This window comes from Rhodanobacter sp. A1T4, assembly GCF_014207185.1.
Lineage (GTDB): Bacteria > Pseudomonadota > Gammaproteobacteria > Xanthomonadales > Rhodanobacteraceae > Rhodanobacter.
The window spans coordinates 485,029-508,979 of the sequence record NZ_JACHCP010000003.1 but is presented as its reverse complement, the minus strand read 5'-3'; the positions used below and the strand labels follow the sequence as shown (position 1 = coordinate 508,979).

The following is a 23,951-nucleotide window of genomic DNA, read 5'->3' as shown; positions in this document are numbered from 1 at the left end:
CATAACTGGACTGCTTCGGAAATTCAAGACACTTGCCCTCCTCACACTGGATCTGCTCAAAGGCCTAGGGCCAGATGACTGTGACGGCAGGTTCGATTGTAGAAGACCAGCAGACTCATCTAAAAGACATCACGGAACCGAACTTCCCAGCCTGGAAATCTGCCACGGCTTGCGTGGCCTCTTCCTGACTGTTCATCACGAAAGGACCCCGTTGCACGATGGGTTCGTTGATGGCCGGACCGGCAATCGCCACAAACTTTGTTGCAGTGGATAAAGCATGCAACTCGACGACGCCATCTTCGCTGGCCGAGACCGTTATGGCATCGCCCGATGAAAGGCTGGTTTTGAGTGCACTCTCAGGTTCGTTACGTTCACGTACCGTCATACCCCCACTACGGACGTAGAGCCATAGATTCCAGCCGGATGGCAACGGCACTGCAGTGTGAGCATCGGCATCGAGCGATCCGTCCACGATCAGAATGGGCTCTGGCGTATGCAAAGGAGAGGTCAATCCATCGAGAGTCCCTGCCAGTACGCGTAAACGTAAGTTGCGGCACTCGACCGTGGGTACATCGCTGGCGCGCAACAGCATCGTGGCTGGTTCAATGCGTTTCAGACGTTGTGGCAGGTTGACGAATAACTGCAGGCCATCCAGTCGGGCGTGTTCGCCCTCCGGTTGCTGCGTATGCACGATGCCTTTGCCCGCCAACGTCCAGTGCAGGTCGCCGGGCCCGATATGGTGATCGTTGTGCACGCTGTCATGGCTGCTCATCCATCCCTGAGTGTTCTCGAACAGGATGGTGACGGCCGACATGCCAGCATGCGGATGCAGTTCGAATGTCGGACCGGTCATCACGAAGTGATCAGCCAATACCAGGGGGCTCATCGCACCACTGAAGTCGGTATGGCGGAACTGGCGGATATCGCAATGCGCACCGACGGGATGCGGCGCACGCTTGACCACGTGCGAAAAACGCAGGCCCGATGAAGTGAAGAGAGACGCGGACATGTAGGTTCTCGTGGTGTTGGTGTAGTGGCGTGCTTTTGGACTTGGCAAGAGACGGAACCGCTATGGCGGCGATTCCGCTCTGGTCGCTCACTTGCCTTGCATGGCCTGACCCATGAAGTGCGAAACCGGCATGGATGGATCCAGTGCGCCGTACACGGCGCCCGCTTTCGCGGAATGGTTGTCCTTCAGCATGTCGACCAGCACGGCCGACGTGTTGACCGGAATGACGCCGGCCTGGGTCAGGCGGGCCAGCGTGATGTTCTGCAGGCTAGGACTCCAGGTGCCTGAGGCATCCATGTCGACGTAGACGTTATAACCATCCGCCAGCGCGCCCAAGGCGGGGAATGTGGCACAGACATCCGTGGATACGCCGGCAATGATGAGGTTCTTGCGGCCCGTGCGCCTGATGGCATCCACCACGCGTGGGTCGTCCCACGCGCTGACCGTGCTGCGGATGATTGGCTTGTCATTGGGCAGTGCATCGGTCAACTCGGGAATGGTGTCGCCGAACGGGCCACCGGTGACCATGGTCACCACGACCGGCACGCCGAGTGCCTTGGCGCCGCGGGCCAGGGCCACGACGTTGCGTACCAGTTGCATCGAATCGATATCCCTGACGCCATAGATCAGTCCCGGTTGGTGATCCACCAGCAGGATGACTGAGTTGTCGGGTGTCAGACGCTGTGTGTAGCGGCTGGGCGCGGATGTCATCAGCGTGGTGGAGCTGGACTCTAGCGCCACAGCCGGCTGGTTCAGGGCGATGCCAACAAGGGCCAACAGGGGAATCGACAGGATCAGGCGGGATGTCAGGCGGTTCATGGAGCGTCTCCTCGGATTAGGTGACGGCACACTATCTGTCGCCGTTAATGGCGTGAACTGGCAAGAACAGCCATGCTATGTCCTGTAAATCAGGACAATTTTGGTAAATACATCTCAGGACAGAATGTATGGAAAGACTCGATGACCTCGTCTTGTTTGCGGAAGTAGTCGAGCATGCAGGTTTCGCGGCAGCGGCGCGTAGCCTGGGCATGCAGCGATCCAAGCTGAGCCGGCGTATCGCCGAATTGGAACAACGGATGAGCGTGCGCCTGCTCCAGCGCAATACACGGCGTGTTTCGATGACCCCGGCCGGCGAGCAGGTCTACGGCCATGCACGGACGGTATCTGAGCAGGCGCGTGCTGCATTCAATGTCGCCGCTGAGTGGAATGGAGAGCCGCGCGGCGCCTTGCGTCTCACCTGCCCGGCACCGTTCGCAGCGGCGGCACTGACGACCGTGGTCGCTGAATTTTGCCGGCTGCATCCGCAATTGCATGTGTTGATCGATGCCAGCGATCGGAAAACTGATCTGATCGGCGAAGGATTCGAGCTTGCGTTTCGCGCACAAGGCGCGCCGCTTGACGACTCGAGCATGGTGGCGCGATTGATCGGTGATGTCCCGATGATGGTAGTGGTCAACCCGACGCTGCTGGCATCGCAGGATAGGCTGCAGCATCCCGATCAGTTGCTTGAACTGGGCCTGCTCGCCCACGCGACGCACGATGGCGTCAAGAGTCTGCAATTTTCCCAAGGCGGGAGGAATGTGCACACGCTCCACTACACGCCGCGTCTAAGCAGCGGAAACATCAGCGTATTGCAAGCCGCCGCTATCGCAGGCATGGGGGCGGCGTGCTTGCCTCGTTACCTGTGCAGAGATGCGCTGGCGACAGGGCAGCTGATCGATGCCTTCGATAGCCAAGCCAGCTGGCTATCGGATGCTGCGCAGATATACGCGATACAGCCCGCGCGGCGCGGTATCGCCTTGGCGACACGTCTCTTTCTGGAATTTTCCATACCGCGGCTTGCCAAGGTTTTGCGCGGTGAGGTGTGAGGATTCAAAAGAATGTGGGCGTTTTAAACCCATCTGCAGTCCAGAAGGTCGCGCTTCGTTCCGGCATCGCAACCACGCCAAGTCTCAATCGGTGTGCACCAAATAGACGGTTACGTCTCAAGCGCCAATGGTGGGTTCGCCGAGGTGACGTTGGCTACCAGGAGCAAACACACTGCCCGGCTGGGAGTCAGACAGCCAGTCGCTTCCATAGATTGCTGGCAAAGCGTTCCGCTGCCTCAGGACAGGCCTTGAGATGCAGAAAGGGCTCGATCATTTCCAACTCCATCAGCAGAAAACTCCCCCTGGAAATTACGCCGTCCACCCGTGCATAGGCAATGTCGGCGTGGCCAATCGCCGCCGCAGCAACCAGAGCACGTTTTGCGCTGGCGATAAGCGACGCATCAGGCTCGATGGGGTTTGCAGTGCCACCGAAATCGGATTGCACACGGTAATCGCCCATCGCCGGTTGCTTGATCACCGCGTGACTGTACTCACCATCGAAAAATAGCAGAGACCACTCGCCATCGCTGACAACTTCTGGCACGTAAGGTTGAACCAGATAGTCGAATTCCAACGGCAGTTGTGCGATGACGCGATTGAACTCTGTTTCGCCAACCACACCGCGCGCTGTATGCCAGGCCGTGCCGCTGATCGTCGGTTTAATTACGACCTCGCGCGCGGGCATCGTGGCCAACGTCTGCTGCAATTTCTTCGCGGGTGTGATCAGCGTTGGAATGATATCGACCCCCTGCTCTGCCAGGTCGAGCAGATAACTCTTGTCGCTATTCCAGCGCAGCAGGTCTTTGTTGTTGATCGTCGGAATGGGTAGCTGGTCCAACCATTGTCTAAAGGCTGGATAGTGCTTGAAATAATCCCAGGTCGAACGTATCAACACGGCGTCGAATGCCGCCCAATCCACACGGGGATCGTTCCAAATGCAGGCGGTGGGTTCGATGCTGAGGCGCCGGAGCGAGGCCATGAGGTGGTTATCGTCCGGATGGACGCCCGGAACGATCACTGACGTGGCAACCGCAAGACGAATATTAGAAACAGACATTGCTAAACCGTCCAGTGATCGAGGGCGCTCTTCCGAAGAAATCGAAACCGAGCGTGGCGGATCAGCCCCGTCGCATCCCCGCAGCCAAGAGTGCACGAAGACCGACTTGTGCGCAAAAGGCGCGTATCGAATTCATATGGATTTCTATCGTAGATACTTTCTTGCCCCCAAACTTCCGCACTAATCCCATCAACGTAGCGACGATAAGGGAGGGTTATCGGAGACAATCCTGATCCCGGGCAGGTGGCAATCAAGAAACTGCAGCAGTCGCTGCACCAATGCTTCCGGCTGTTCTTCCGGCATGAAGTGGCCGCAGTCTTCGAGCACACCACTTTCCACATGCGCAGCAACACGACGCACCATCTCGCCAACGCTTTCGGCTTTGCTGTTACGTCCCCCCAAGGCCAGTACGGGTACTTTGATTTTGTCGTTGGCCAGGGGTGCCGTTTGCTCAACGCTTCGTGGGATAGCGCGGTAGATACCGAATGCGCCTTGAACACCACCAGGCCCCGCCAAGCTGCGCACATATTCATCGACAGCTGCGGGCTGGATCGCCGTCGTGTCGAACGTGTTGCGCTGGAAGTTCCAGTTGAGAAACTCGCGCTCGTGTCCGCTGATAAGCAGCTCGGCCATGCCTGGCGCCAAGGCCATCATCCACCACCATAAACCGCCACATTGCGTGGTTGGTGGCGTGTAACGGATGGCCTCGCTAAGTAAATCGGGCAGCAATACCGGCTCTTCCAGATAGGCCAGCGCGGCGAGATCATCCGGATGATCCGCCGCCCACAACAACGCGGAAGTGGCACCCATGTCATGCGCGACAACGAACAGTGGGCGACCGGCACCGAATCCGGTCTTGTTGACCAGTGCTCGATAGAGACCTGCAAGTGCGCGGGCGTCGTAGCGTTCGTCTTCAGTTGGTTTGTCGCTATCGCCATATCCGAGCATGTCCGGTATCAACACAGCACACCCTTGTGCGGCGAGCAGCGGTGCTACCTTGCGCCACGTCCAACTACTGCCAAGAAAACCGTGCCAGAGCAACACCGGCAACCCATCTGGATGACCGCCCAACCGGTAAGCCACACGCACGCCGTCAATGTCGATGAAATGCAGTGGAAAACCTGGCAGGTTGGCAGGCTGAGCCCTAGATGCATCGCGATCTTGAATGACATTCATGACGAGACCTCGTTTTGTCTATATCGCAAGGGGCCATATCTAATTAGGAACTATTTATTTCCTAATTAGGAAAATAAAATCAACTCACCAATTTCAGGGCCAAATTCACAAGGCTGGATGATTTGACAATGGTGCTACCGGTCTTCCCGACAACGCGCATACCCTGCGTCATGCAGACCATCAGGCCCGCCGTGGCAGACGCATTCAGATCCTGACGGATAGAGCCATCTGCCTGGCCTCGCACAATCAGTGTTGTCAGAAAGGCATGATTACTTTTCAACACGGTACTAACGCGTTTGGCAATTTCACCGTCAAACGTAGCGAGTTGTGTAGCGGTGCCTACCACCAGACAGCCACGTTGTCCTTCTGCACCTTGTGACGATGCCACATAGAAAGTTAGCACGTCGCGCAACCGACGCAGACCGGACTTGCCGGTATCGGCCACTGCTCGCACTTGCTGATTGCGCAACATGATGTAGCGATCCAGAGCTGCAATGAAGACCTCGCGCTTATCCTTGAACGCCTTGTAGATACTTCCCGACGCCAGTCCCATGCCGGTAGCAAGACTCTCGATCGACGTTGCGTGATAACCGCTTTCACGAAAAACCCGAATAGCCTTGTCCAGCGCATCGTCCATGTCGAACTCACGCGGTCGGCCAGGGCCTCGCGAGCGCGGTGCTGATGCAATTGGTACGGGTCGCATCGCCGGATAATAGAAAACAATCATTTCCAAATCAAGTGCGGACTGACGCCAGTAGACGCGAATCACCGTCTAGACAAATACTCGTAATGCGTCATACGGCACAGACACTGAAGCAATGCGGCAAAGAAGCACCTCGATGATCTGATCCGTGGTAAATCAGCTCTTGCCTGCCATCACTGTCCTTATCGATGCTAATTACCCTGCGGCGTGGTTACTCGATCCCGTTGATCCAACACGTTGAGGAGAGGATTGAAAATTCCCGTTCCAACGGTTTGATCTCCTCCTAAGCCACATGTATATCAATGATTTAGCCCACTTCATCAAGTGGGCTTTTTCGTTTGTACTGCCGCTGCGCATCGGTGTTTACCGGATCGACTAGGTAGCGATTGACTCATATGACCGAATGCACAAAAGACGAACATTCTTATTGATAATGATTCTCATTATATGTAAGGTGCACCGCATTCCGTCACTCCCATGGATACCTTTTATGCGTCGCTCCATCGGGCTGCTCAATTCACTGCCCGCGCCTCTGCTTTGCGAAATGATCGGCCACGCCGGTTACGACTTCGTGGTGCTTGATCTGGAACATCTGCTGGTCTCGCCGGACCAGCTTCAGCATGGGATCCGTGCTTGCGAGCTGGGTGGTTGCGAGCCATGGGTGCGGGTACCGGAGGTCGATGAAAAGCTGATTGGGCGCGTACTCGACGCTGGCGCCAAAGGCATCGTGATTCCGCGCCTGGAGACCGCCGAACAAGCGCGACGTGCCGTAGGTGCCGCACATTTTCCGCCGTGGGGCCGACGCGGCATCACCGGCGGGCGAGTCACGGGCTTCGGCAAGATTCCGATGGCCGAATACATCGAGCGTACCCGTCATGAGATCCGCATCGTACCGATGATTGAAAGCGCCGCTGGCCTAGATGCGCTGCCTGAAATCCTCACCGTGGCCGGCGTCTCGCTAATCATGGAAGGCGCGTTTGACCTGGCCCTCGATCTGGGGCTGGGGCCGCATCCGCAGCATCCAGACGTCTGGGCACGACTGCAGCAAATGGCCGAACACTGCCGTCTCGCCGACATTCCCTTCTGCGCCAACCCACGTAATGACGAACAGCGTGACCACTGGCTCGGACAAAACCTCCACTGGCTATTCGCTGGCGAAGACCGTGGGCTGCTGCAAACCGCCTTGAGGACGCGCCAGCTCGCTCTACGTGAAGCCTGATCGATCACTACCACCTTTCAACTAACACCAAGGTATCAAATCCATGAGAGACCTGCCCCGCGCCCGTTTGCTCGGTATCGCGATCGGTTGCACACTGATCGCAGGCCCCTTGCTTGCGGCAGATAGCACCGACGAGACACGGGACGATCCGAAGGTACACAAGCTCGATACCGTGACGGTAACCGGAACCTTGCTGGGCGATTCCAGCAAAACCGCAGTGAGCCACTATGCGGGCAGTCGCCAAGTCATCGGCCACGATGAGTTGGTCAACAGCGGTTACCGCTCGCTGGACGACGCTTTGCAGCACGTGCCGGGGATAAAGATCTTCGACGAGACCGGTACCGGTGTGCTGCCGCAAATCATGTTGCGCGGCCTCTACGAAAGCCGCAGCGGTCGCGTACAACTGCTTGAGGATGGTATTCCGCTGTCGCTAGCGCCCTACGGCCAGACCAGTCTCTCGCTGTTCCCGGTCACCTTCAATCAGATCGAGCGCATCGATATCGTACGGGGTGGCGCAGCAGTGCAGTACGGGCCCAACAACGTCGGTGGAGTGATCAACCTGGTCAGCAAACCGATTCCGGAAAAATGGACCACCACGCTGGGCGAGAAAATTACCGCCGGCGGTGCCGGCCACTTTTTGCGCGACACGTCGCTCAGCACCGGCGGCTATCTCACTCCAAACTTTGGCTTGCAGCTCGACGCCGATTCGCTCAAGGGCGAGTACTGGCGCGATCACAGCGACACCGATGTAAAGAATGTACGTCTGCGTGCGGAATGGTGGCTTGCCGACGACAAGCTGCTGAAAGCCAGCGTGGAACGTTATGTCGCCGACATGGATCTGGCCGGTGCTTTGTCAGTGGCGGACTATCAGCAGAACCCGCGCCAGGCGACCCGCCCGCTCGACGCCTTCGACGGCCGTACCACGCGCAGCTCACTGACCTATCAGCAGGATCTCGGTGCCTGGGGCCCGTTCGATCAATCGCAGTTTTCCTGGACAAGCTTCGACTGGCGAAGTGATCGCAACTTCGAATTCGGCACGCGTATCTCATCGGCGCAAACGTGGCTGTCCAACCTGCCGCCGCAATTGGATAACGGCGGCCCTCGTACTTTCAGTGTTTACGGGACCCAGCCACAACTCAATCTGCATATGGAGTCTGGTGGCGTGAGTCAGCAATGGGCACTCGGCGCACGCGCGGAGAGCGAGAGCATCGGTTATCTCGCCGATGCCACCAGTCTGGTCGACGGCAGCTATTCGCTGTTCCGCGACTGGCAATTCAAGAACCACGCCTGGAGCGCTTATTTGAGCGATGCCGTCGGCTTCTATGACGACCAACTGGTCGTTACACCAGGCCTGCGCTATGAGCACCTGGATTCGAATTTTCGCGATCTGATCAACGTCAACCAGTACCAGAACAATATCCGCAACCTGTTGCCAGGGCTTACCGTCGGCTATCAGGCCAGCTCACAGTGGTACGTCTATACCGACGCCCAGCGCTCGTTGCGCGCGCCGCAGGTTACGCAGATCGTCTACGGCAACAATCTCGATTCGGAACTGGCCTGGAACTACGAAGTCGGTGCGCGCTACCACCCCAACGAAGGCGTGAACGTCAACTTCGACCTCTATCGAATCAACTTCGACAAACAGATCCAGTACAACAGCACCACCGCCAGCTATTACAACATCGGCAAGACCCGCAACCAGGGCGCCGAAGTACAACTGGACTGGAACCCGGCGTGGCTGCGCCAACTCAAACTCGACGCCGGCTATGCATACCTGGATGCCAGCCAGGAATCGGGGCAGTACGAAGGCAAAAGAGTGCCTTTCACCTCGCGCAACCAGTTCAACTTGGGTGCGAACTACACACTGGGCGATACCAACATCGCGTTGAACAGCTACTACTTCAGCAAGGCCTACACCGACGCAGCCAACACTCGTCAGGAAAACGCGATCGCCTCTGTCGGCCAACTGCCGGCTTATTGGATCTGGAATGCCCAGCTCACCCGCGTTCTGTTGCGCAAGGGCAGCAGTGTGCTCAAGGGCACGCTGGCGATGAACAACATTTTCAACAAGCACTATTGGTTCCGAGGCATCGACACCAGCCCGTGGGGCCGTGAGCCAGGGCCCGAGCGCACGTTCACCGCCGGAGCCGAGCTGACTTTTTGATCTCCCTTTCCCAAGCGATCCTCAGAACATGAATGTCTCGCCCCTGGTCATCCTTACCCATATCCGCCATGCCGCGATCACCGAAGGTTTTCTGCCCGCCGCGCAGCGCTTGGGCCTACCTGTCGTGCTGTTGACCGATCACCGGCTCGATCATCTGGAGTATTTCAGTCGCGAACCGGCTTATGCACCGCAGCGAATCATCGAATGCGACGTGTTCAGTCCGCTAGGCGTGATCGACGTATTGCATGATGCGGGCATCCGCCCAGCCGCAGTGTTCTCCAACAGTGATCATCTGCAAACATCTACCGCCCTCGTCGCGCAGGCTTTCGGCCTGCCCGGCAAGGACTGGCGCGTGTGCTATGCCGCCAAGAACAAGGCCGCGATGCGCGGACGATTGCGCGAGCTTGATCTGCCGACACCCTGGTTCCATGCGCTGGTGGAAGGACAAGAGCTACCAATCGATCTGCATTATCCGTTGATCGTAAAACCGCGCGAAGGCGTCGCCGGACTTGATGTCCAGCTTTGTGCTTCGCCAGCGGAGTTGCAGGCATACAGCCGCGCTTTCTGGAATCAGCATCCGCATCGCACGATACTGCTCGAAGGTTTTCTGGACGGCCCTTTGTTCAGCCTCGAAACGCTGGGCGATGGCCGACACATCTGCGCTGTTGGCGGCTTTGATACTCGTTTATCCGTACCGCCGCACTTCATCGAATTGGAGTCGGTCTGGAACGGTCCGAATATCCTGCTTTATCGCCAGCAGGCATTGGCGCAAGTAGTGGCGCTCGGTATCAATTTTGGCGTCTGTCACAGCGAATTCGCGTTGACTGCGCAGGGTCCCGTGCTAGTCGAAATCAACTATCGCAGCATCGGCGATGGTTGCGAATTCATGCTCGATCGCATGTTTGGCGGCCTCTGGTTCGAATGGATCTTGCGACTGCACCTTGGTCAGAAACTCGACCAGGAAGAAATCCACCAGGAGCTGGCAACCGCGCGGCAGGCGATGTTGCGTTTCTATGTGGCTGAGCAGGAAGGACGACTGATCGAGACCAGCGATCCGCATATCGAACGAACCGATCAGGCGCATGCAGTTTATCGATGCCTACGCCAGAAAGGCGAAGTCATTCGCCTCAGCCACTCCAACAAGGACTATCTGGGTGTACTCAGTGTCGTCGCCGACAATCACGACAGCCTGGTCCAGACCGTCGCAAAGATCGAGTCGCAGCTGCATTGGCAGATCCAATCGATAGCCTTCCCAGCGCTGGAGCAACCGGCATGATCTGGCTCGACCGCGATGCGGATCACGCCTATATCACCCAGCGCATCATCGATTGCTGTCTGCGCGAAAATCTTCGAGGCATCGTCAGCACAGGCCGTGAAACGATAGCGCCGCCGCTGGTAAAACACGCATGGAGAACTCGCAGCGAGCCTCCTGCATGGTGGCGGATCGCGCACTGGCCTGGAGGCATCCTCTGGTTGCCGATCCGCCAGAGTGATTACATGCAGCCGGTCAACGCACTCGGCGATGCGTGGATAAGACAGACCGCACAAGACGCACAACTTGAATATGGCGCCGAGCGATGGCTGACCCTGCTGGCTGAAGGACTGGACGAGGAAACACAGGCGCTTCATCGCCGCTACGTCGACGAAGCGATACTTGCCGCCGACCATCGTGCACTGGCGCGCGAGGCTTACCAGCATCATGCCCGTCATCTTGCTCAGGTCCTAGACCATCCCGAATGGGGTGAGCGCTTGTTGCGTGCCGATCAGGTCGCCAGCTACCGCGACCATCCGTTCTACCCTACCGCCCGCGCCAAGACCGGTCTTGACGAAACGGCCATGCGCGCCTACGCCCCCGAATTCAATCCCTCGTTCGAGTTGCACTGGCTGGCCGTTCCACGCGAGCAAATCACTGTCTCTACATACGCGCCGGCATTCTGGCCGCGGATGGACGACCTGGGCCTCGATCCATCGCTGGACGACACACACGTCGCATGGCCGGTACATCCAATGACATGGTCACGCCTACACGAACTGGCATTGCCTGCGGGTAGTTTGTGCTCACCCAAAACCTACCTGCGCGTGCGCCCTACGCTGTCGGTACGCACGGTAATCCCGATCGAGCACCCGCGCCATCATCTGAAGCTACCGCTATTGATGTATACGCTGGGCGCATTGAGCCTGCGCATGATGAAACCCTCGTCGCTGTACGACGGACTCTGGTTTCAACGTGTGCTCACCGACATCGGCAGCCGCGATGTCCATTTACGCGATCGCTATCTGCATGTCGACGAAAGCCATTATGGACACGCTGCCGATAGCAAGCACCTGTCCTACCTTGTGCGCGTCTATCCAACCTCGATCGAGCAAGACTGCTTGATACCAGTAGCTGCACTATGTGGAACGATGCCCGATGGACGAGCATTGGCCGCGCATCTGGTCGATCGCTATCACGATGGCGACACACTCGCCTGGTGGCGCGAATACCTCGATCTTCTGTGCAACATACATTTGCGCCTGTGGCTGGTCTATGGCATCGCACTGGAAGCCAACCAGCAAAACGCCGTTTTGATCTACCGCACTGGCTCGCCATTACGCCTGCTGATGAAGGACAACGATGCCGGTCGCGTATGGGCTCCGCGCCTGCGAACCCAGCTGCCTGATCTGGATGGCTTCGGTCCGCTGCACAACGAACGCATCCTGGTGCAGGAAGAAACCGCACTCGGGCAGATGTTCTGCACGATCACCCTGCAACTGAATCTACTCGCGGTGCTGGAAGGTCTGGCTGCCGACGACGAACCCTTGCGCGGCACGATGTACGACGCACTGCGTCAGAGCTTGACCCAGACATTGCAGAATCTGCAACAGCAAGGCGTGGATACCGGCCCGGCACACACGCTGCTCAGTGCGCCGAAATTGCCAGTGAAGTATCTGTTGAGTGCAGGCAGCCTGCTCAGCAAGCAGACCACGGGCGCCACCGACATCCAGAAATTTTATGGCACGAGTGCACCCAACTTCATGTTGGCACCTGAGGGTACGCACACAACGATTGCACACAGCAACCTCGCTCAACACGCCGGAGACTTTGGCTGATGCGCGTACTTGGCGCTGTCCTCACAGCCCACTATCTGGCCGCGTTCACCGCGCTGGGCATGCCTGTTTTCATGCCCAGCGTATTGGCGCAACTGGCACCAGGCACACCTGACTGGCTGGCTGGAACACTGTATGTGTTGCCGACCATCTGCACCGCCCTCACCGCCACCGGCTGGGGCCGGCTGGCCGACCGATACGGGCGCAAGCTGTCGTTGATGCGCGCCCAAGTGGGGCTGGCATTCGGCTTTATGCTCGCAGGCTGTGCACCGAACCTGATGGTATTTGTCGTCGCCTTGATCATCCAGGGCAGCTGTGGCGGTTCACTCGCCGCGGCCAATGCGTATCTCTCCACGCAATCGAAAGGACCCGCATTAGCCAGGGCACTGGACTGGACCCAATTCTCTGCACGCCTGGCGATGTTGACTGCGCCGATCCTGCTCGGCGTGGCGATTGACCGCGGCCTAGCGCAAAGCCTGTATGGATATTTATCGCTGCTGCCGCTGCTGGGGCTAGTGATCACCTCCAGGCTTCCGCCCGATACAGTGGAAACCCACACGCAGCATTCGCCTGGCAGGTCCATGGCGCAATCCGCGAACAGCATCCATCGCGAACTGTGGGGGCTGCTGACGGTGCAGTTTCTCTATTACTTCGCGGTCGTCGTCACCTTTCCCTACTTCATCCTGTATTGCAGAAACCTGGGGATTACCAGCGACAGCATGGCCGGCCTGATTTACAGCCTCCCCCACTTGGTCTACTTGCTGATTCTGCCGTGGCAGCGTTCCAACTCATTGATGCCGCAACGGCTGCTACTGCTTGGGCTGGGCTTGCTCGCTTGCACCAGCCTGATGCAGGCCATGTTGACGCATACCGCTCTGCTGGCCCCCGTACGGGTGTTTTATGGTGTGGGTATGACCCTGGCAATCTGCGGCTTGAATCGTGCGCTCAGCCACTGCGCGGCAAATGCACCGGCCGGTCGTCTGTTCGGCCTGTTCGACTCTTGCGGCAAATGGGCCGGTGCGCTGGGCGGCATTGTCGCCGGCGCACTGGTTCATCGTTACGGACTGGCTATGCCCTTCTTCGCGGCTGCTTTGGCTGGCGCCATCGCGTTGACCGCTGCCACCCTGGTTTTCTATTCCGGCAAACAGAGACAGCCCTATGTTGCAGCAGGCGATGCTTGAACAGTGGTACGACGGCCAGGCCCAAGCGCAGGCGATTGCCTGCTGGTTGAATTGTTATCTGCGCGAGTTTGCGTTGCCACGCAATGAAGCGGAACTGGACTATCGCGGCAACGACCGTCCGATGAGCCTCAGACGCGATGTCGGCCGGCTGATCGCGATCCGTTTTGCTCAACCCGGCTACCGGTTGCTCGTGCAGGCAACACGGATAAGCCGACTCGGCCGCGCCGAATATCTGGGCGCGCCATATCTCAAAGTGCCGGGTGAACCCTGGCGTTGCGCCGATGCGACAGCGCTGGTGCATTTTCTGCTCGACCGGCTGGCACCCGAATGCGGCTTCAACCACGCGCTGCTGGCGCAGAGCACGAACAGCGTGGAGATTACCCGTCGCCTGCTGAAACACGCCGCACAAACTCAGGAAACCGGCGATGTGCTGCTCGATGCCGAGCAAGGCATGCCGTGGGGGCATGCATTACATCCCACCCCCAAAAGCCGCGAAGGTGTCGATATCGAACAAGTGTTGGCTTGTTCGCCGGAAGCGCGCACTTTGTTTTCGCTGTTCTGGTTTCGCATCGATCCACGCCTGCTGCATCAACGCGGCACCGACGTGCGTGCCAGCCTGAGCCAACTGGCAGGCGATGAACATTGCTACCCATGCCACCCGTGGGAGGCAACCCGTGTATTGGAAAATCCCCTGTTCCGCAAAGCCCGTGCAGTTGGTTGGATCGAACCCTTGGGGCCACGCGGCACCGCCATGTGGCCGACCTCGTCGGTGCGTACGCTGTATCACCCGCAGCTGGATTACTTTCTCAAGCTTTCCATCCACGTGCGGCTGACCAACTGCGTACGCAAGAACGCTTGGTACGAACTGGAGAGTGCAGTGGCGTTGACCTCGCTGTTGGCGCCGGTATGGGAAGACGTACGCCACCGCGTGCCAGGTTTCGACGTGCTGCCCGAGCCGGCCGCCACGACGCTGGATTTCAGCGCCTTCGGTGATAGTCCGGAAGCGGAGCGAGAGCTTGGCGAGAGCTTCGGTATCCTTTACCGCGACAATTTTCCCGCACTGCTGCGCGAGCGCTACCGGCCGCAGATGGCCGGCTCATTGTTCGCTCGTGATCGCAACGGCGACAGCATTTGTCGCCGCCTGCTGCAGCGTCAGGCGCAAAGCCTTGGCAGCTATGCGCACGTCGTCGAGAACTGGTTCGAAGCCTATGCGCGGTTGTTGCTGGACGGCGTCTGGCTCGCTTTCTTCAAACACGGTACGGTGCTGGAACCCCATCTGCAGAACACCTTGATCGGCTTCGATCGTGGCCTTCCGACAAGAGTCTGGATACGTGATCTGGAAGGCACCAAACTGGTTGCCGAGCAGTGGCCGGCTAACCGACTCACGCAGCTGTCCGCGCATGCGCGCGAGTCCGTACACTATCCACGTGCGCTTGGCTGGAAGCGCATCAGCTACTGTGCCCTTGTAAACAACCTCGCCGAGGCGATGTTCCATCTCGCCGATGGCGACGAGATTTTGGAAGCACGGCTATGGCAGTGCGTGGCGCGAATCGCCGAAGACTGGCAGCGTGTTCACGGCGAGCAACCACTATTGCGCGGACTTCTCAACGGGGAAACCCTGCCGAGCAAAAACAACCTGCGCACGCGCTTGTTCCAGCGTGCCGACCGCGATGCCGACTACACCGACCTGCCCAATCCGATCCGCCGACGCGGCGCGGCACGAGTGGCCGCATGAGTCTGGATATCGAATCCCGCCGCGTCCGCGAAACGATCGCCGGGTTGGGCCACGATGGTGACGAGCCGATCTGTGCCTACATATACGATTTGGAGAACCTGCGACGCCACGCGCAGTCGATGCGTGACGCGCTGCCGCCACGGTGCCAGCTGTACTACGCCGTGAAGGCAAATGCCGAGCCTGCTGTACTGGATACCTTGGCGCCACTGGTGGATGGTTTCGAAGTGGCCTCCGGTGGCGAGCTACGCTGGCTGCATCAACAGCAGGCCACTTCACCGCTGCTGTTCGGTGGTCCGGGCAAGCTTGACAGCGAATTGGCACTGGCAGTCGCGCTGCCCGATTGCAGTCTTCACGTGGAAAGCCTCGGCGAACTGGAACGGCTGGCACGCATCGCCGCTGGGGTGGGCAAACGCGTGTCGATATACCTTCGCATGAATATGGTGGTACCCGGCATCGCCGATACACGTCTGATGATGGGCGGAAAACCCACGCCCTTCGGGATGGAAGAGGACACCTTGCCACAGGCGTTGGCGTGTCTTCGGCAAAGCCCGTGGCTGCACCTGGAGGGTTTTCATTTTCACCTGATGTCGCACCAGCTGGATGCCGGTATGCAGCTGCAACTCGTGCGCGCCTATCTCGACATCGTGGCACGCTGGCGCCGCGAGCACGCGGTCGAGGTGCAGGTACTCAATGCTGGCGGCGGCTTCGGCGTCGACTATGCCGATCCAGTCCGCTCGTTCAACTGGCTGCGTTTCTGCGACGGCTTGCGGCAGCTGCTGGCTGGACGTGATAACGATCCCATACTGCGTTTCGAGCCGGGCCGCTACGTCACGGCTGCCTGTGGCTACTACGTCATGGAAGTACTGGACATCAAACGCAATCACGGCGAATGGTTTGCCATTGCTCGCGGCGGCACCCACCATTTCCGCACGCCACCAGCGCAGGGTCATGACCATCCGTTCTTCGTGCTGCGCGGCGCGGCCACCCCGACGATCGAGCATCAGCACGTCACCGTGGTCGGACAGCTATGCACGCCCAAGGATGTACTCGCACGCTTGCAGCCGGTGCAAGCGCTGGCACCCGGAGATCGCGTGGTATTTCCGCTGGCCGGTGCCTATGCATGGAACATCTCGCACCAACAGTTTCTCATGCACCCGCCGCCGCGCATGGTCTTTCTCGCGGCGGAAAAAGCAGCCTGAAGGTTCTGCCCCATTAACGCGGATATTTTGATCTACTCCAGATTTTTTTGGCAGTTTGATTGGTCAACTCAACGCCTGACTCGTCTCCGTGAGAAGGTTGATTTTCGGCATTTTCCCTTCTTAGCTGATTTCAGTAGGCACTTATCGGATGACCAATCGGTTCAAGCGACACCGGTACGACGATGAGCGGTGTGGCAAATGAAGAACAGCGGATTGAGTGAACGCCGGGTATTGCGTGTGGTGCGCATGAGTGCCAGTGCGCTGCGCTATGAGAGGCAATCGCAATGGGGCGTTGCGCGAGCGCATCATCGCGTTGGCGCATCGGCATCGCCGCTACAGTGCCGGCATGATTTACCTGAAGCTTCGTCAGGACGGCCTGATCGTCAATCACAAACGGGTGGACCGGCTCTATGCGCTGGCCAAGCTGCAGGTGCGCCGCCGTATAAGCGCAAGAAGGGCCCGTATGCTGTGCATAACGAAACGCCCTAGCCTGGTTCGATCCTATGGCACTTCGCACATCGATACCAACGGCCCGTTCCGCAAGCGGATGCTTTCGGCCAGGTTGCCATGAAACAAGTGCTGCCCCAGGTGACCAAGATTGGAATGCATATCGGCATGCACCTTGCCGCCGATATGGCGCCAGCGATGGCAGAAGGCGTAGTCTTCGGAGAGATAACGGCGCGTGTCCGGATCTATCATGCAGTCGAAAAACAGCCAGTAATAGGATTTTTCCGGATTATTGGGCGGTCCATCCGGAACATAATTCAGCTCAGGATAGTGGGCCATCATCTTGATGAAGACCTGGCGCTTGATCGCCATGAAACCTGTCGGCGCCTCGGCAACCTCCACAAAGCCATCGTTCTTTATGAACTTCTGCAAGGGTTCGGTGCCGTGGTTGACCGCGTTGAAGGGATAGTCCGTGTAGAGCGTCTCAAAGGCTTCTTGCGTGGTGCCTTCCGGCAGGCCCCGTGCGGGCCAGTTGAAGCGCTTGATCGGGTAGACCCCTGCGGCCACATCGTGATCGGAGAGCAGTAGGCGCATAGCGGCGGCGGGCTGGAACGCCAGGTCCGCGTCGATCCAGAACAGGTGTGTGTATTCCGGGTGTATCAGGAAAAACTTTACGATCTCGTTTCTTCCTCGGGTTACCAAGCTTTCTGCGCGCATGTGCAACGAAGACCTCAGCCCAAGCCGCGTTGCTTCATGGGTCAGCTCGAACATGCTGGTGACATAGTGCATGGACACTGCCGAGACATAACAGGGCGTGGCCCACAATACGTTCATGGATTGCAGCGCTGAGGGGTCAAGCATGGTTTTTCCTTGAGCTCTTATTCAGGCCGAAAGATCCATGCACGTCATCGCAGGCTGTAACCGGTCACACGCCATACGTGATCATTGTCCAGATGGAATGAAATCAACTCGCGCACCGGCTGCTTTTCATTGGCAAAGTGCGTGGCAAAAGCGACATTGGCGAACAAGCCCGGCGGAAGTTTTCTGCCGTCAGACTGGCTGTACGTCAGCAAGGCCAGATTACGTGCCCCGGGTGAACCAACGGTTTTGCGGTCGGCATCCACCCCTCGTACAAAAGCATCGCGACTGACGATCTGTTTGGTGACGGTAGAAGCCCCATCCCATACCTGGGCAGCCTGCTTCTGATCAACCATCTGGATCACTTGCAGCGCCGCTCGTTCCATTTGCTGATTCTGGCGTTGCTGTTCGGGCGTGGGCTGTGGAGCTGCTGGAGCCACCGGTGACGAAGATTGCGCGTAAGCCGCGAATGCACCCGTGCACAGCACAACGGACAAGAGACTTTTTCTAAACATGGCGTCACCTTTCTTATAACTGAGTGAGCACGGCGGCATCAGCCACCGCGCGTCTCTACGCGCACCAGCACACGCCGGTTTGGCGCGAGGCATGCGATCAACCTGGTGCGTGATTTATCGTCGGGACATTGCGCCACCGGATCGGACTTGCCATGGCCTTCCGTCCCAATCAGATCCGATGGCACGTGCTTCTCGACGAGATAGGCCGCCACGGTATCGGCGCGGCGCTGCGATAAGGTCTCGTTGTAAGCATCGCTCCCGAGCCTGTCGGTATATCCCAACACACGGATGCGCACGATGTGATCTTGCTCGGCCAGTAGCGCCTCAGCCAGACGATCGAGCTGCGTGTGCCCACCGTCCGTAATGTCTGCACGCGAGTAACGGTCGAACTTGAACAAGGCATCTGCCGAAAGCGTCGTGACCTGCTCCGTCGTCTTGCTGACCACCGTGGCAACCGGTGGATTTACACGCGGATTCAGGTAGCGCGAACAGTCCTCCGGCTTCCAGTAAAAACTGCGCGCCAGCTTTTCCTGATCGAACAGAATCTTGTACTGGCAGACGGTGACGCGATCGGAATCGGCATCGCGGAAGTTGAACACGTAGTTCCATTCGTGCACCGCCCATATGCCTTCTTCGAAGTGCGGATAACCGATCAGCAAGGCAATCTGCTGCTTGTTCATGCCGGCATGCACGGCACGCAAGGCGACAAGCTCGGGAAAGGTACCGCCGTGATGTATCGGTGTGACATCTCCCGGCGCAGGCCATACCAGTTGCTGCGCGCCCGAACCATCCTTGGCGACACCCTGGCTGACGTTGCCGCATCCGTCCAGCAGCAGGCAGGCAAGCACGAGGGTCCACGCCAGCACAAGGCGCTGGCTCGATACGGCGGATTTGCAGTGTTTTGTCATCATGGCTTTATCTCTCCTCACCAGACCATTGCCGCGCCGACACTCGCACCCGCATCACCGCGCGAGTCGTCGCTAAGATTGAGCTTGTAGACCCAGCGGCCGCTTTCGGTAATGGTCGACAGACCGACGGCAATACCCGCCTCACCGTGGAACGAACCAAGGGCTACCGCCGCGCTGCTCTGGTTCGGTTGATAAGCCTGCGGCAAGCCCGCCATCGCTATGGCCGAGGCCACGCCGGCATTGGCACGCGCCCCCACGGTGTTCAAGTCGTGATTGAGACCAGCCAGCTGCTGGTTGGTGTAGTTCTGCGCCCAGTTCTCCGCGGTCTGGACGCCGGCATTCACCTGCCCGACAGTCGCTGCATCCGTGGGCGCGGTGCCCGCTGCCACGTTGGTGATCTGCCGCTGCTGCGTCGGTGAGCCGACCGACACCACGTTCGACTGGCCGCCATCGGTGGAACCGGCACCCAGGGCCACCGAGTTGTTGCCGCTCGCTGTCGAACCACTGCCGACAGCCGTGCTGTTGTTGCCCGAGGCCAACGACGATGGACCGACCGACACCGCATTCGACCCCGTCGAGGAAGCCGCATTGCCGGTGGAATTCACCGAGTAATACTTGTTGCTGGAGTTGTTGGAAATGTTGGTGACCGTGTTGTCGAGATTGTTGATCGCCGTGGTGTTGGCACTCACCTGCTGATTGGTCGCATACAGTTCCGAGCCGTTCACCGCATCCGTACTGGTGGCGCTGATCTGACCCGCCGCCACGTTCGTCACGGTGCGCTCATTGCCGGCGCTGGCCACGCTTACCGTGCTGGTGGGCGCCGTGCCCGCTACCGCGTAGGTAGTGCCGCCCACCGTCACGTTGCTCGTGCCAACCACGGTCGAGGTCGTTGAGTTCGCCCCCAGGGCCACGTCACCGGCCTGCGCCGAGGCCGATGCGCCTGCCCCCAGCGCCACATCGGTGGGATTGGCGGTCGTCGTTCCCGCACCGATGGAAATCGACTGGATGCCGCTCGCCGTGGCATTCGTGCCCAAGGCGATCGAATCCTGCAGATTCGACGTGGCGTTTTCGCCGATCGCTACACCACCCGGTGCGTTCTGCTGTACCAGCGCGCCATTGCCCATGCCAACGCCGTTGTCGCCGTTGACCACGGTGTTCGGGCCTACCGCAATCGAATTATTGCCTGCCGCTAGCGAGTCGGGGTCGGTGGAGTTGGCGTGGAAATATTTGGTCGTGGTTGTGGCGAATGAGGTCAGCGCGCCAGTGAGCTGCCGCACCGTCACCGCATCGTTTGATTGCGTGCCGTCGGCCACGTTGGTGATCTGTCGGTAGGTGGTGGAACTGCCTACCGATACGGCACCGAGCAGCGTACGGTCCGTGGTGTTGTAGGGAATGATCGTGCCACCGATAGTGCCGCTGGCCGGCGTCAGTGCACGATCGGAAACCGACTGCGAACCCAGCGCCACGCTATCGGCGATCGTCGCCTGCGTGTTGTAGCCCAGCGCTGAGGCGTTGGTCGCCGTGGACGATGCCGCCACACCTGCCGCGAGCGAATCCGTACCTGTCGCGCCGTTGTTGCTGTAGTTGGCCTGCTGCGTGCCGCCATCGTTGACGCTGTAATAGTGCGTCAGTCCATTGGTGACGGTCGTGCTAAGGCTGTCGACCGCCTGGTTTGTTGCGTACAGCTCCGAACCGTTGATCGCATCCGTGCTGGTTGCGCTGATCTGACCGGCCGCCACATTGGTAACGGTGCGCTCGTCGCCGGCGCTGCCCACGCTTACCGTGCTGGTGGGGGTGGTACCGGCGAAGTTGTATGTGGTGCCGTTGATCGTCGTGCTGGCCGTGGCAACGGCCACTCCCGTCGTCGAGTTCGATCCCAGTGCCACGTCACCGGCATTGTTTGCTACGGACGAGTCGCCAAGTGCCACAGAACTGTTGCCTGTTGCTGTCGCGTTTACTCCCAAGGCAGTCGAACTTACACCAGTCGCCGCGGTAAGTTCACCCAAAGCGGTTGAAAACATCCCGCTGGCTTGCGCATCGTTGCCAATAGCGGTCGCCGAGAAAGTCGTTGCCTGGGCTGCAACGCCCAATGCAGTCGTCGACTGAGCCGAAGCGACGGCCTGATCGCCTATGGCAATCGCTTCGAGAGCGCTTGCACTTGCATTTCTGCCCAAGGCGATCGTCCCCTGATCGGTTGCTGTAGCAGCCTGTCCGATAGCCAGGCTGCCCATCGTCGCTGCGGACGAGGCGTTGCCCAAGGCTATCGCGCCATCGCCGGTCGCCGTGTTGGCGTCACCAATCGCCAAGCTGCCATTACCATTGGCCGTGTTGTTCGCGCCCATCGCCACCGCACCGGTGCCACCCAATACTTGCGATTGATAGCCGCCAGCGATGGAGCCGGCGCCCGATCCGGCCGCCACCGTATTGCTGTCACCGATCGCAACGGTCGACGCCGCTAACGCTTGCGAGCCGAAGCCGATCGCCGCGGCATTCGTCGCCGTAGCGGAGGCATTTACGCCTGCCGCGAGCGAATCTGTACCTGTCGCGCCGTTATTGGTGTAGTTGCTCTGCTGCGTGCCGCCATCGTTGACACTGTAGTAATGCGTGAGCTGGCCGGAAAGCGACGTATCGAGGCTATCGATCGCCTGGTTCGTCGCATACAGTTCCGAACCGTTGATAGCATCCGTACTCGTTGCGCTGATGCGACCCGCCGCCACATTGGTGATCGTGCGAGGGCTGGCCGCCGTACCCACACTTACCGTGCTGGTCGGCGAGATGCCGGCAAAGGTGTAGGCCGTGCCGCCGATCGTCGTGCCCGTCGTCGCCACGACAGTCGCGGTGGTCGAATCTGCACCCAGCGCCACATCGCCTGCTTGCGCACCCGCTGTCGCACCGGCGCCCAATGCAACAGCATTTGTCTGGCTGGAGGCCGCCGTATCGCCAAGAGCAATGGCGCTTGCCCCTGTTGCATTACTGGCATTGCCTAATGCCACCGCGCCTTGACCATTGCCGACGTTGCCGTTGCCAATGGCGACTGCACCATTGCCAGTGGCAGTGTTGTTCGCACCTTCGGCAACGGCACCATTGCCGATGGCGCTATTGGGATCGCCAATCGCTACCGCGCCGTTGCCGTTGGCGACCTGGCCCTGGCCGATGGCCACCGCACCCGTACCGCCGAGCACTTGGGAATTTTGTCCGCCAGCGAAGGAACCCGCGCCGGCCGTGGCAGCGACGGTATTTGTATCGCCGATAGCCACCGTGGATGCAGCCAGCGCACTCGAAGCATTGCCGATCGCCGTAGCGTTCGTTGCCGAGGCATTGGCGGTCTCGCCGATGGCAATTGTAGAAGTGCCGTTTGCCACGGAGTTAACGCCAAAGGCCGTTGCTCCCGTTCCGCTGGCGTTGGCTGCTCCGCCTATCGCCGTGGCATTGAGTCCGGTCGCGTTCGAAGTAAAACCCATGGCTATCGCATGGGTGCCGTTGGCGGAATTGTTATAGCCCACAGCGAGCGAAGCATTGCCAGTTGCATTGCTGATGTAACCAAGCGCGGTGGCTCCGGTGCCATTGGCGACTGATCCATACCCAAGGGCAGTCGCTTCGCCGGCCGTTGCATTGGCCGCGGCTCCCACTGCAATGGCATTGGCCGCGGTAGCATTCGCCAGCAGACCGACCGCAATGGCGCTGGATTGCGTTGCGGTTGACTGAGCGCCGATGGCAATAGCATTGACGCCCGATGCCACGGCGCCCGCGGTCGAGTTACCGCCGAGCGCGACCGCGCCAGCAGCAGTGGCCTGCACCGCCGTAGCAGCAGTGGTGCCGCCGGAACCCACTGCGGTTGCATAGGTCGCATTGGATATAGCGCCCGATCCTACGGCAACGGCATTGGCCTGCGTCGCGTCGGAGTTGACACCAAGTGCAACTGCCGCCTGCGCGGTGGCGGCAGTTCCGGGCCCCAAGGCGACGGTATTGAGGCCAGTCGCAATAGCGTTACTGCCAAGGGCAGTGGCCGCCTGCCCGTTGGCATTGGCTCCGGCACCCAAAGCTACGGCGTTGGCACCGACCGCATTCGTCACATAGCCAAGAGCTACCGATTGCGTACCGCTCGCAGCGGATTGCGTTCCTATCGCTACGTCATTCGCAGCGGAAGCCGTCACATCGGTACCGATACCAATCGCTCCGCCCGCAGTCGCGCCAGTGCCGGTAGCGGAACGCGCTCCGATATAAATGGAGTTGATGACCGAGGCATAGGCTTGAAAACCGACGGCTACAGCGTTCTGCCCCGTACCCTGGGCTGCGTACCCCACTGCGGTCGCACCCAATACGGAAGCATTGGAGATCGAACCCAGCGCCGTGGCTCCGACCCCACTGGCGGTGGCCCCATAACCTATACACGACGCGGTGCTGTTGTAGGCATTGTACGGCGACGCGGTGCAATCCACCGATTGCGCACTGGCCCAATCCGCCCAGCCCAGCGCGATCAGCGCAGTCAGAACGCTCGCGCTAATACGGCTCAGGGGTGGACGATTGGACACGCCGCGTCGATCGACGGCGGTGCCCTGACGGCATGTCGCCAGCTCCGAACCCACCACGAGCTGATGCAACGAAGCATTCCAGACTTTGCTATAGATCCTGTTCATAGACTTCTCCGAAACCCGGTTTCACGGGCGCTGGAAGAGCAGCGGGCCGTCCCGGTGCTGGTTCAAAAATCGTGTCGAAAAATCCCCACAAAAACAAAAGATCTGAGACTTATCTCAGGGAACGAACTCTCGCGCATGACGTCAGTGTCGACGTGCCGACGCAGGCCGCCCACGCGCGTGGAAGCAGC

Annotated in this window: 17 protein-coding genes and 1 pseudogene; 9 read left to right on the top strand and 9 right to left on the bottom strand. The window is 59.3% G+C overall.

Going from position 1 to position 23,951, the window contains the following annotated elements; all coding sequences use genetic code 11:
* Positions 1 to 115: 115 nt before the first annotated feature.
* Both HDE80_RS08520 and HDE80_RS08515 read right to left on the bottom strand, forming a co-directional pair.
* Complete coding sequence (locus HDE80_RS08520) at positions 116 to 1,009, bottom strand: pirin-like C-terminal cupin domain-containing protein (protein ID WP_184669854.1); 894 nt, start codon at positions 1,007 to 1,009, stop codon at positions 116 to 118.
* 87 nt (positions 1,010 to 1,096) lie between these two features.
* Entirely contained in the window at positions 1,097 to 1,828 is a 732-nt protein-coding gene (locus tag HDE80_RS08515) for an isochorismatase family protein (RefSeq protein WP_184669852.1), read from the bottom strand.
* 128 nt (positions 1,829 to 1,956) lie between these two features.
* On the opposite strand from HDE80_RS08515, the gene HDE80_RS08510 reads away from it, so the two are divergent.
* On the top strand, positions 1,957 to 2,877 hold the full coding sequence (locus HDE80_RS08510) for a LysR substrate-binding domain-containing protein (RefSeq protein ID WP_184669850.1): 921 nt from the start codon (positions 1,957 to 1,959) through the stop codon (positions 2,875 to 2,877).
* Positions 2,878 to 3,064: 187 nt separating this feature from the next.
* Here the strand turns inward: HDE80_RS08510 and HDE80_RS08505 are convergent, their stop codons facing one another.
* The 3 genes from HDE80_RS08505 to HDE80_RS08495 all read right to left on the bottom strand — a co-directional run bounded on the left by HDE80_RS08505 (position 3,065) and on the right by HDE80_RS08495 (position 5,747).
* Positions 3,065 to 3,934, bottom strand: coding sequence for a hypothetical protein (locus tag HDE80_RS08505; protein ID WP_184669848.1), 870 nt, complete (start codon positions 3,932 to 3,934; stop codon positions 3,065 to 3,067).
* A gap of 189 nt (positions 3,935 to 4,123) precedes the next feature.
* On the bottom strand, positions 4,124 to 5,110 hold the full coding sequence (locus HDE80_RS08500; RefSeq protein ID WP_184669846.1) for an alpha/beta hydrolase: 987 nt from the start codon (positions 5,108 to 5,110) through the stop codon (positions 4,124 to 4,126).
* A gap of 79 nt (positions 5,111 to 5,189) precedes the next feature.
* Positions 5,190 to 5,747, bottom strand: coding sequence for a TetR/AcrR family transcriptional regulator (locus HDE80_RS08495; protein WP_221437476.1), 558 nt, complete (start codon positions 5,745 to 5,747; stop codon positions 5,190 to 5,192).
* 556 nt (positions 5,748 to 6,303) lie between these two features.
* Here HDE80_RS08495 and HDE80_RS08490 point away from each other — a divergent pair.
* From HDE80_RS08490 to HDE80_RS08455, 8 genes and pseudogenes are all read left to right on the top strand, one after another.
* Positions 6,304 to 7,032: an aldolase/citrate lyase family protein gene (locus HDE80_RS08490; protein WP_184669845.1), complete on the top strand. Its 729-nt coding sequence runs from the start codon at positions 6,304 to 6,306 to the stop codon at positions 7,030 to 7,032.
* Between the two features lie 43 nt (positions 7,033 to 7,075).
* Positions 7,076 to 9,196 carry a TonB-dependent siderophore receptor gene (locus HDE80_RS08485; protein ID WP_184669843.1) on the top strand — a complete coding sequence of 707 codons (2,121 nt, stop codon included), beginning with the start codon at positions 7,076 to 7,078 and terminating at the stop codon, positions 9,194 to 9,196.
* A 28-nt stretch (positions 9,197 to 9,224) separates the two neighbouring features.
* Positions 9,225 to 10,472 carry a siderophore biosynthesis protein PvsA gene (locus HDE80_RS08480; protein WP_184669841.1) on the top strand — a complete coding sequence of 416 codons (1,248 nt, stop codon included), beginning with the start codon at positions 9,225 to 9,227 and terminating at the stop codon, positions 10,470 to 10,472.
* Positions 10,469 to 12,286 (top strand): IucA/IucC family protein, encoded by a 1,818-nt coding sequence (locus tag HDE80_RS08475; RefSeq protein ID WP_184669839.1) that lies wholly within the window; start codon positions 10,469 to 10,471, stop codon positions 12,284 to 12,286. The genes HDE80_RS08480 and HDE80_RS08475 overlap by 4 nt, the downstream gene beginning before the upstream one ends.
* Positions 12,283 to 13,464, top strand: a complete 1,182-nt coding sequence (locus HDE80_RS08470; RefSeq protein ID WP_184669965.1) for an MFS transporter — start codon at positions 12,283 to 12,285, stop codon at positions 13,462 to 13,464. The genes HDE80_RS08475 and HDE80_RS08470 overlap by 4 nt, the downstream gene beginning before the upstream one ends.
* On the top strand, positions 13,442 to 15,199 hold the full coding sequence (locus HDE80_RS08465) for an IucA/IucC family protein (protein ID WP_184669837.1): 1,758 nt from the start codon (positions 13,442 to 13,444) through the stop codon (positions 15,197 to 15,199). Before HDE80_RS08470 ends, HDE80_RS08465 begins: the two co-directional genes overlap by 23 nt.
* Complete coding sequence (locus HDE80_RS08460; protein WP_184669835.1) at positions 15,196 to 16,398, top strand: type III PLP-dependent enzyme; 1,203 nt, start codon at positions 15,196 to 15,198, stop codon at positions 16,396 to 16,398. The genes HDE80_RS08465 and HDE80_RS08460 overlap by 4 nt, the downstream gene beginning before the upstream one ends.
* A 210-nt stretch (positions 16,399 to 16,608) precedes the next feature.
* A pseudogene (locus HDE80_RS08455) lies at positions 16,609 to 16,897 on the top strand (IS3 family transposase); the annotation flags it as partial.
* Between the two features lie 2 nt (positions 16,898 to 16,899).
* Here HDE80_RS08455 and HDE80_RS08450 read toward each other — a convergent pair.
* From HDE80_RS08450 to HDE80_RS08435, 4 genes are read right to left on the bottom strand one after another with little or no spacing between them, the layout of a single operon-like run.
* Entirely contained in the window at positions 16,900 to 17,706 is an 807-nt protein-coding gene (locus HDE80_RS08450; protein WP_184669833.1) for a hypothetical protein, read from the bottom strand.
* Positions 17,707 to 17,750: 44 nt separating this feature from the next.
* Positions 17,751 to 18,218, bottom strand: a complete 468-nt coding sequence (locus tag HDE80_RS08445) for a DUF4019 domain-containing protein (RefSeq protein ID WP_184669831.1) — start codon at positions 18,216 to 18,218, stop codon at positions 17,751 to 17,753.
* Positions 18,219 to 18,256: 38 nt separating this feature from the next.
* Entirely contained in the window at positions 18,257 to 19,129 is an 873-nt protein-coding gene (locus HDE80_RS08440; RefSeq protein WP_184669829.1) for an OmpA family protein, read from the bottom strand.
* Positions 19,130 to 19,143: 14 nt separating this feature from the next.
* Positions 19,144 to 23,763 (bottom strand): YadA-like family protein, encoded by a 4,620-nt coding sequence (locus HDE80_RS08435; RefSeq protein WP_184669827.1) that lies wholly within the window; start codon positions 23,761 to 23,763, stop codon positions 19,144 to 19,146.
* Positions 23,764 to 23,951: the final 188 nt, after the last annotated feature.

Coding starts and splice junctions, on each gene's coding strand:
- HDE80_RS08520 (WP_184669854.1), bottom strand. CDS start 1,009: ATGTCCGCGTCTCTCTTCACTTCATCGGGCCTGCGTTTTTCGCACGTG.
- HDE80_RS08515 (WP_184669852.1), bottom strand. CDS start 1,828: ATGAACCGCCTGACATCCCGCCTGATCCTGTCGATTCCCCTGTTGGCC.
- HDE80_RS08510 (WP_184669850.1), top strand. CDS start 1,957: ATGGAAAGACTCGATGACCTCGTCTTGTTTGCGGAAGTAGTCGAGCAT.
- HDE80_RS08505 (WP_184669848.1), bottom strand. CDS start 3,934: ATGTCTGTTTCTAATATTCGTCTTGCGGTTGCCACGTCAGTGATCGTT.
- HDE80_RS08500 (WP_184669846.1), bottom strand. CDS start 5,110: ATGAATGTCATTCAAGATCGCGATGCATCTAGGGCTCAGCCTGCCAAC.
- HDE80_RS08495 (WP_221437476.1), bottom strand. CDS start 5,747: ATGGACGATGCGCTGGACAAGGCTATTCGGGTTTTTCGTGAAAGCGGT.
- HDE80_RS08490 (WP_184669845.1), top strand. CDS start 6,304: ATGCGTCGCTCCATCGGGCTGCTCAATTCACTGCCCGCGCCTCTGCTT.
- HDE80_RS08485 (WP_184669843.1), top strand. CDS start 7,076: ATGAGAGACCTGCCCCGCGCCCGTTTGCTCGGTATCGCGATCGGTTGC.
- HDE80_RS08480 (WP_184669841.1), top strand. CDS start 9,225: ATGAATGTCTCGCCCCTGGTCATCCTTACCCATATCCGCCATGCCGCG.
- HDE80_RS08475 (WP_184669839.1), top strand. CDS start 10,469: ATGATCTGGCTCGACCGCGATGCGGATCACGCCTATATCACCCAGCGC.
- HDE80_RS08465 (WP_184669837.1), top strand. CDS start 13,442: ATGTTGCAGCAGGCGATGCTTGAACAGTGGTACGACGGCCAGGCCCAA.
- HDE80_RS08460 (WP_184669835.1), top strand. CDS start 15,196: ATGAGTCTGGATATCGAATCCCGCCGCGTCCGCGAAACGATCGCCGGG.
- HDE80_RS08450 (WP_184669833.1), bottom strand. CDS start 17,706: ATGCTTGACCCCTCAGCGCTGCAATCCATGAACGTATTGTGGGCCACG.
- HDE80_RS08445 (WP_184669831.1), bottom strand. CDS start 18,218: ATGTTTAGAAAAAGTCTCTTGTCCGTTGTGCTGTGCACGGGTGCATTC.
- HDE80_RS08440 (WP_184669829.1), bottom strand. CDS start 19,129: ATGATGACAAAACACTGCAAATCCGCCGTATCGAGCCAGCGCCTTGTG.
- HDE80_RS08435 (WP_184669827.1), bottom strand. CDS start 23,763: ATGAACAGGATCTATAGCAAAGTCTGGAATGCTTCGTTGCATCAGCTC.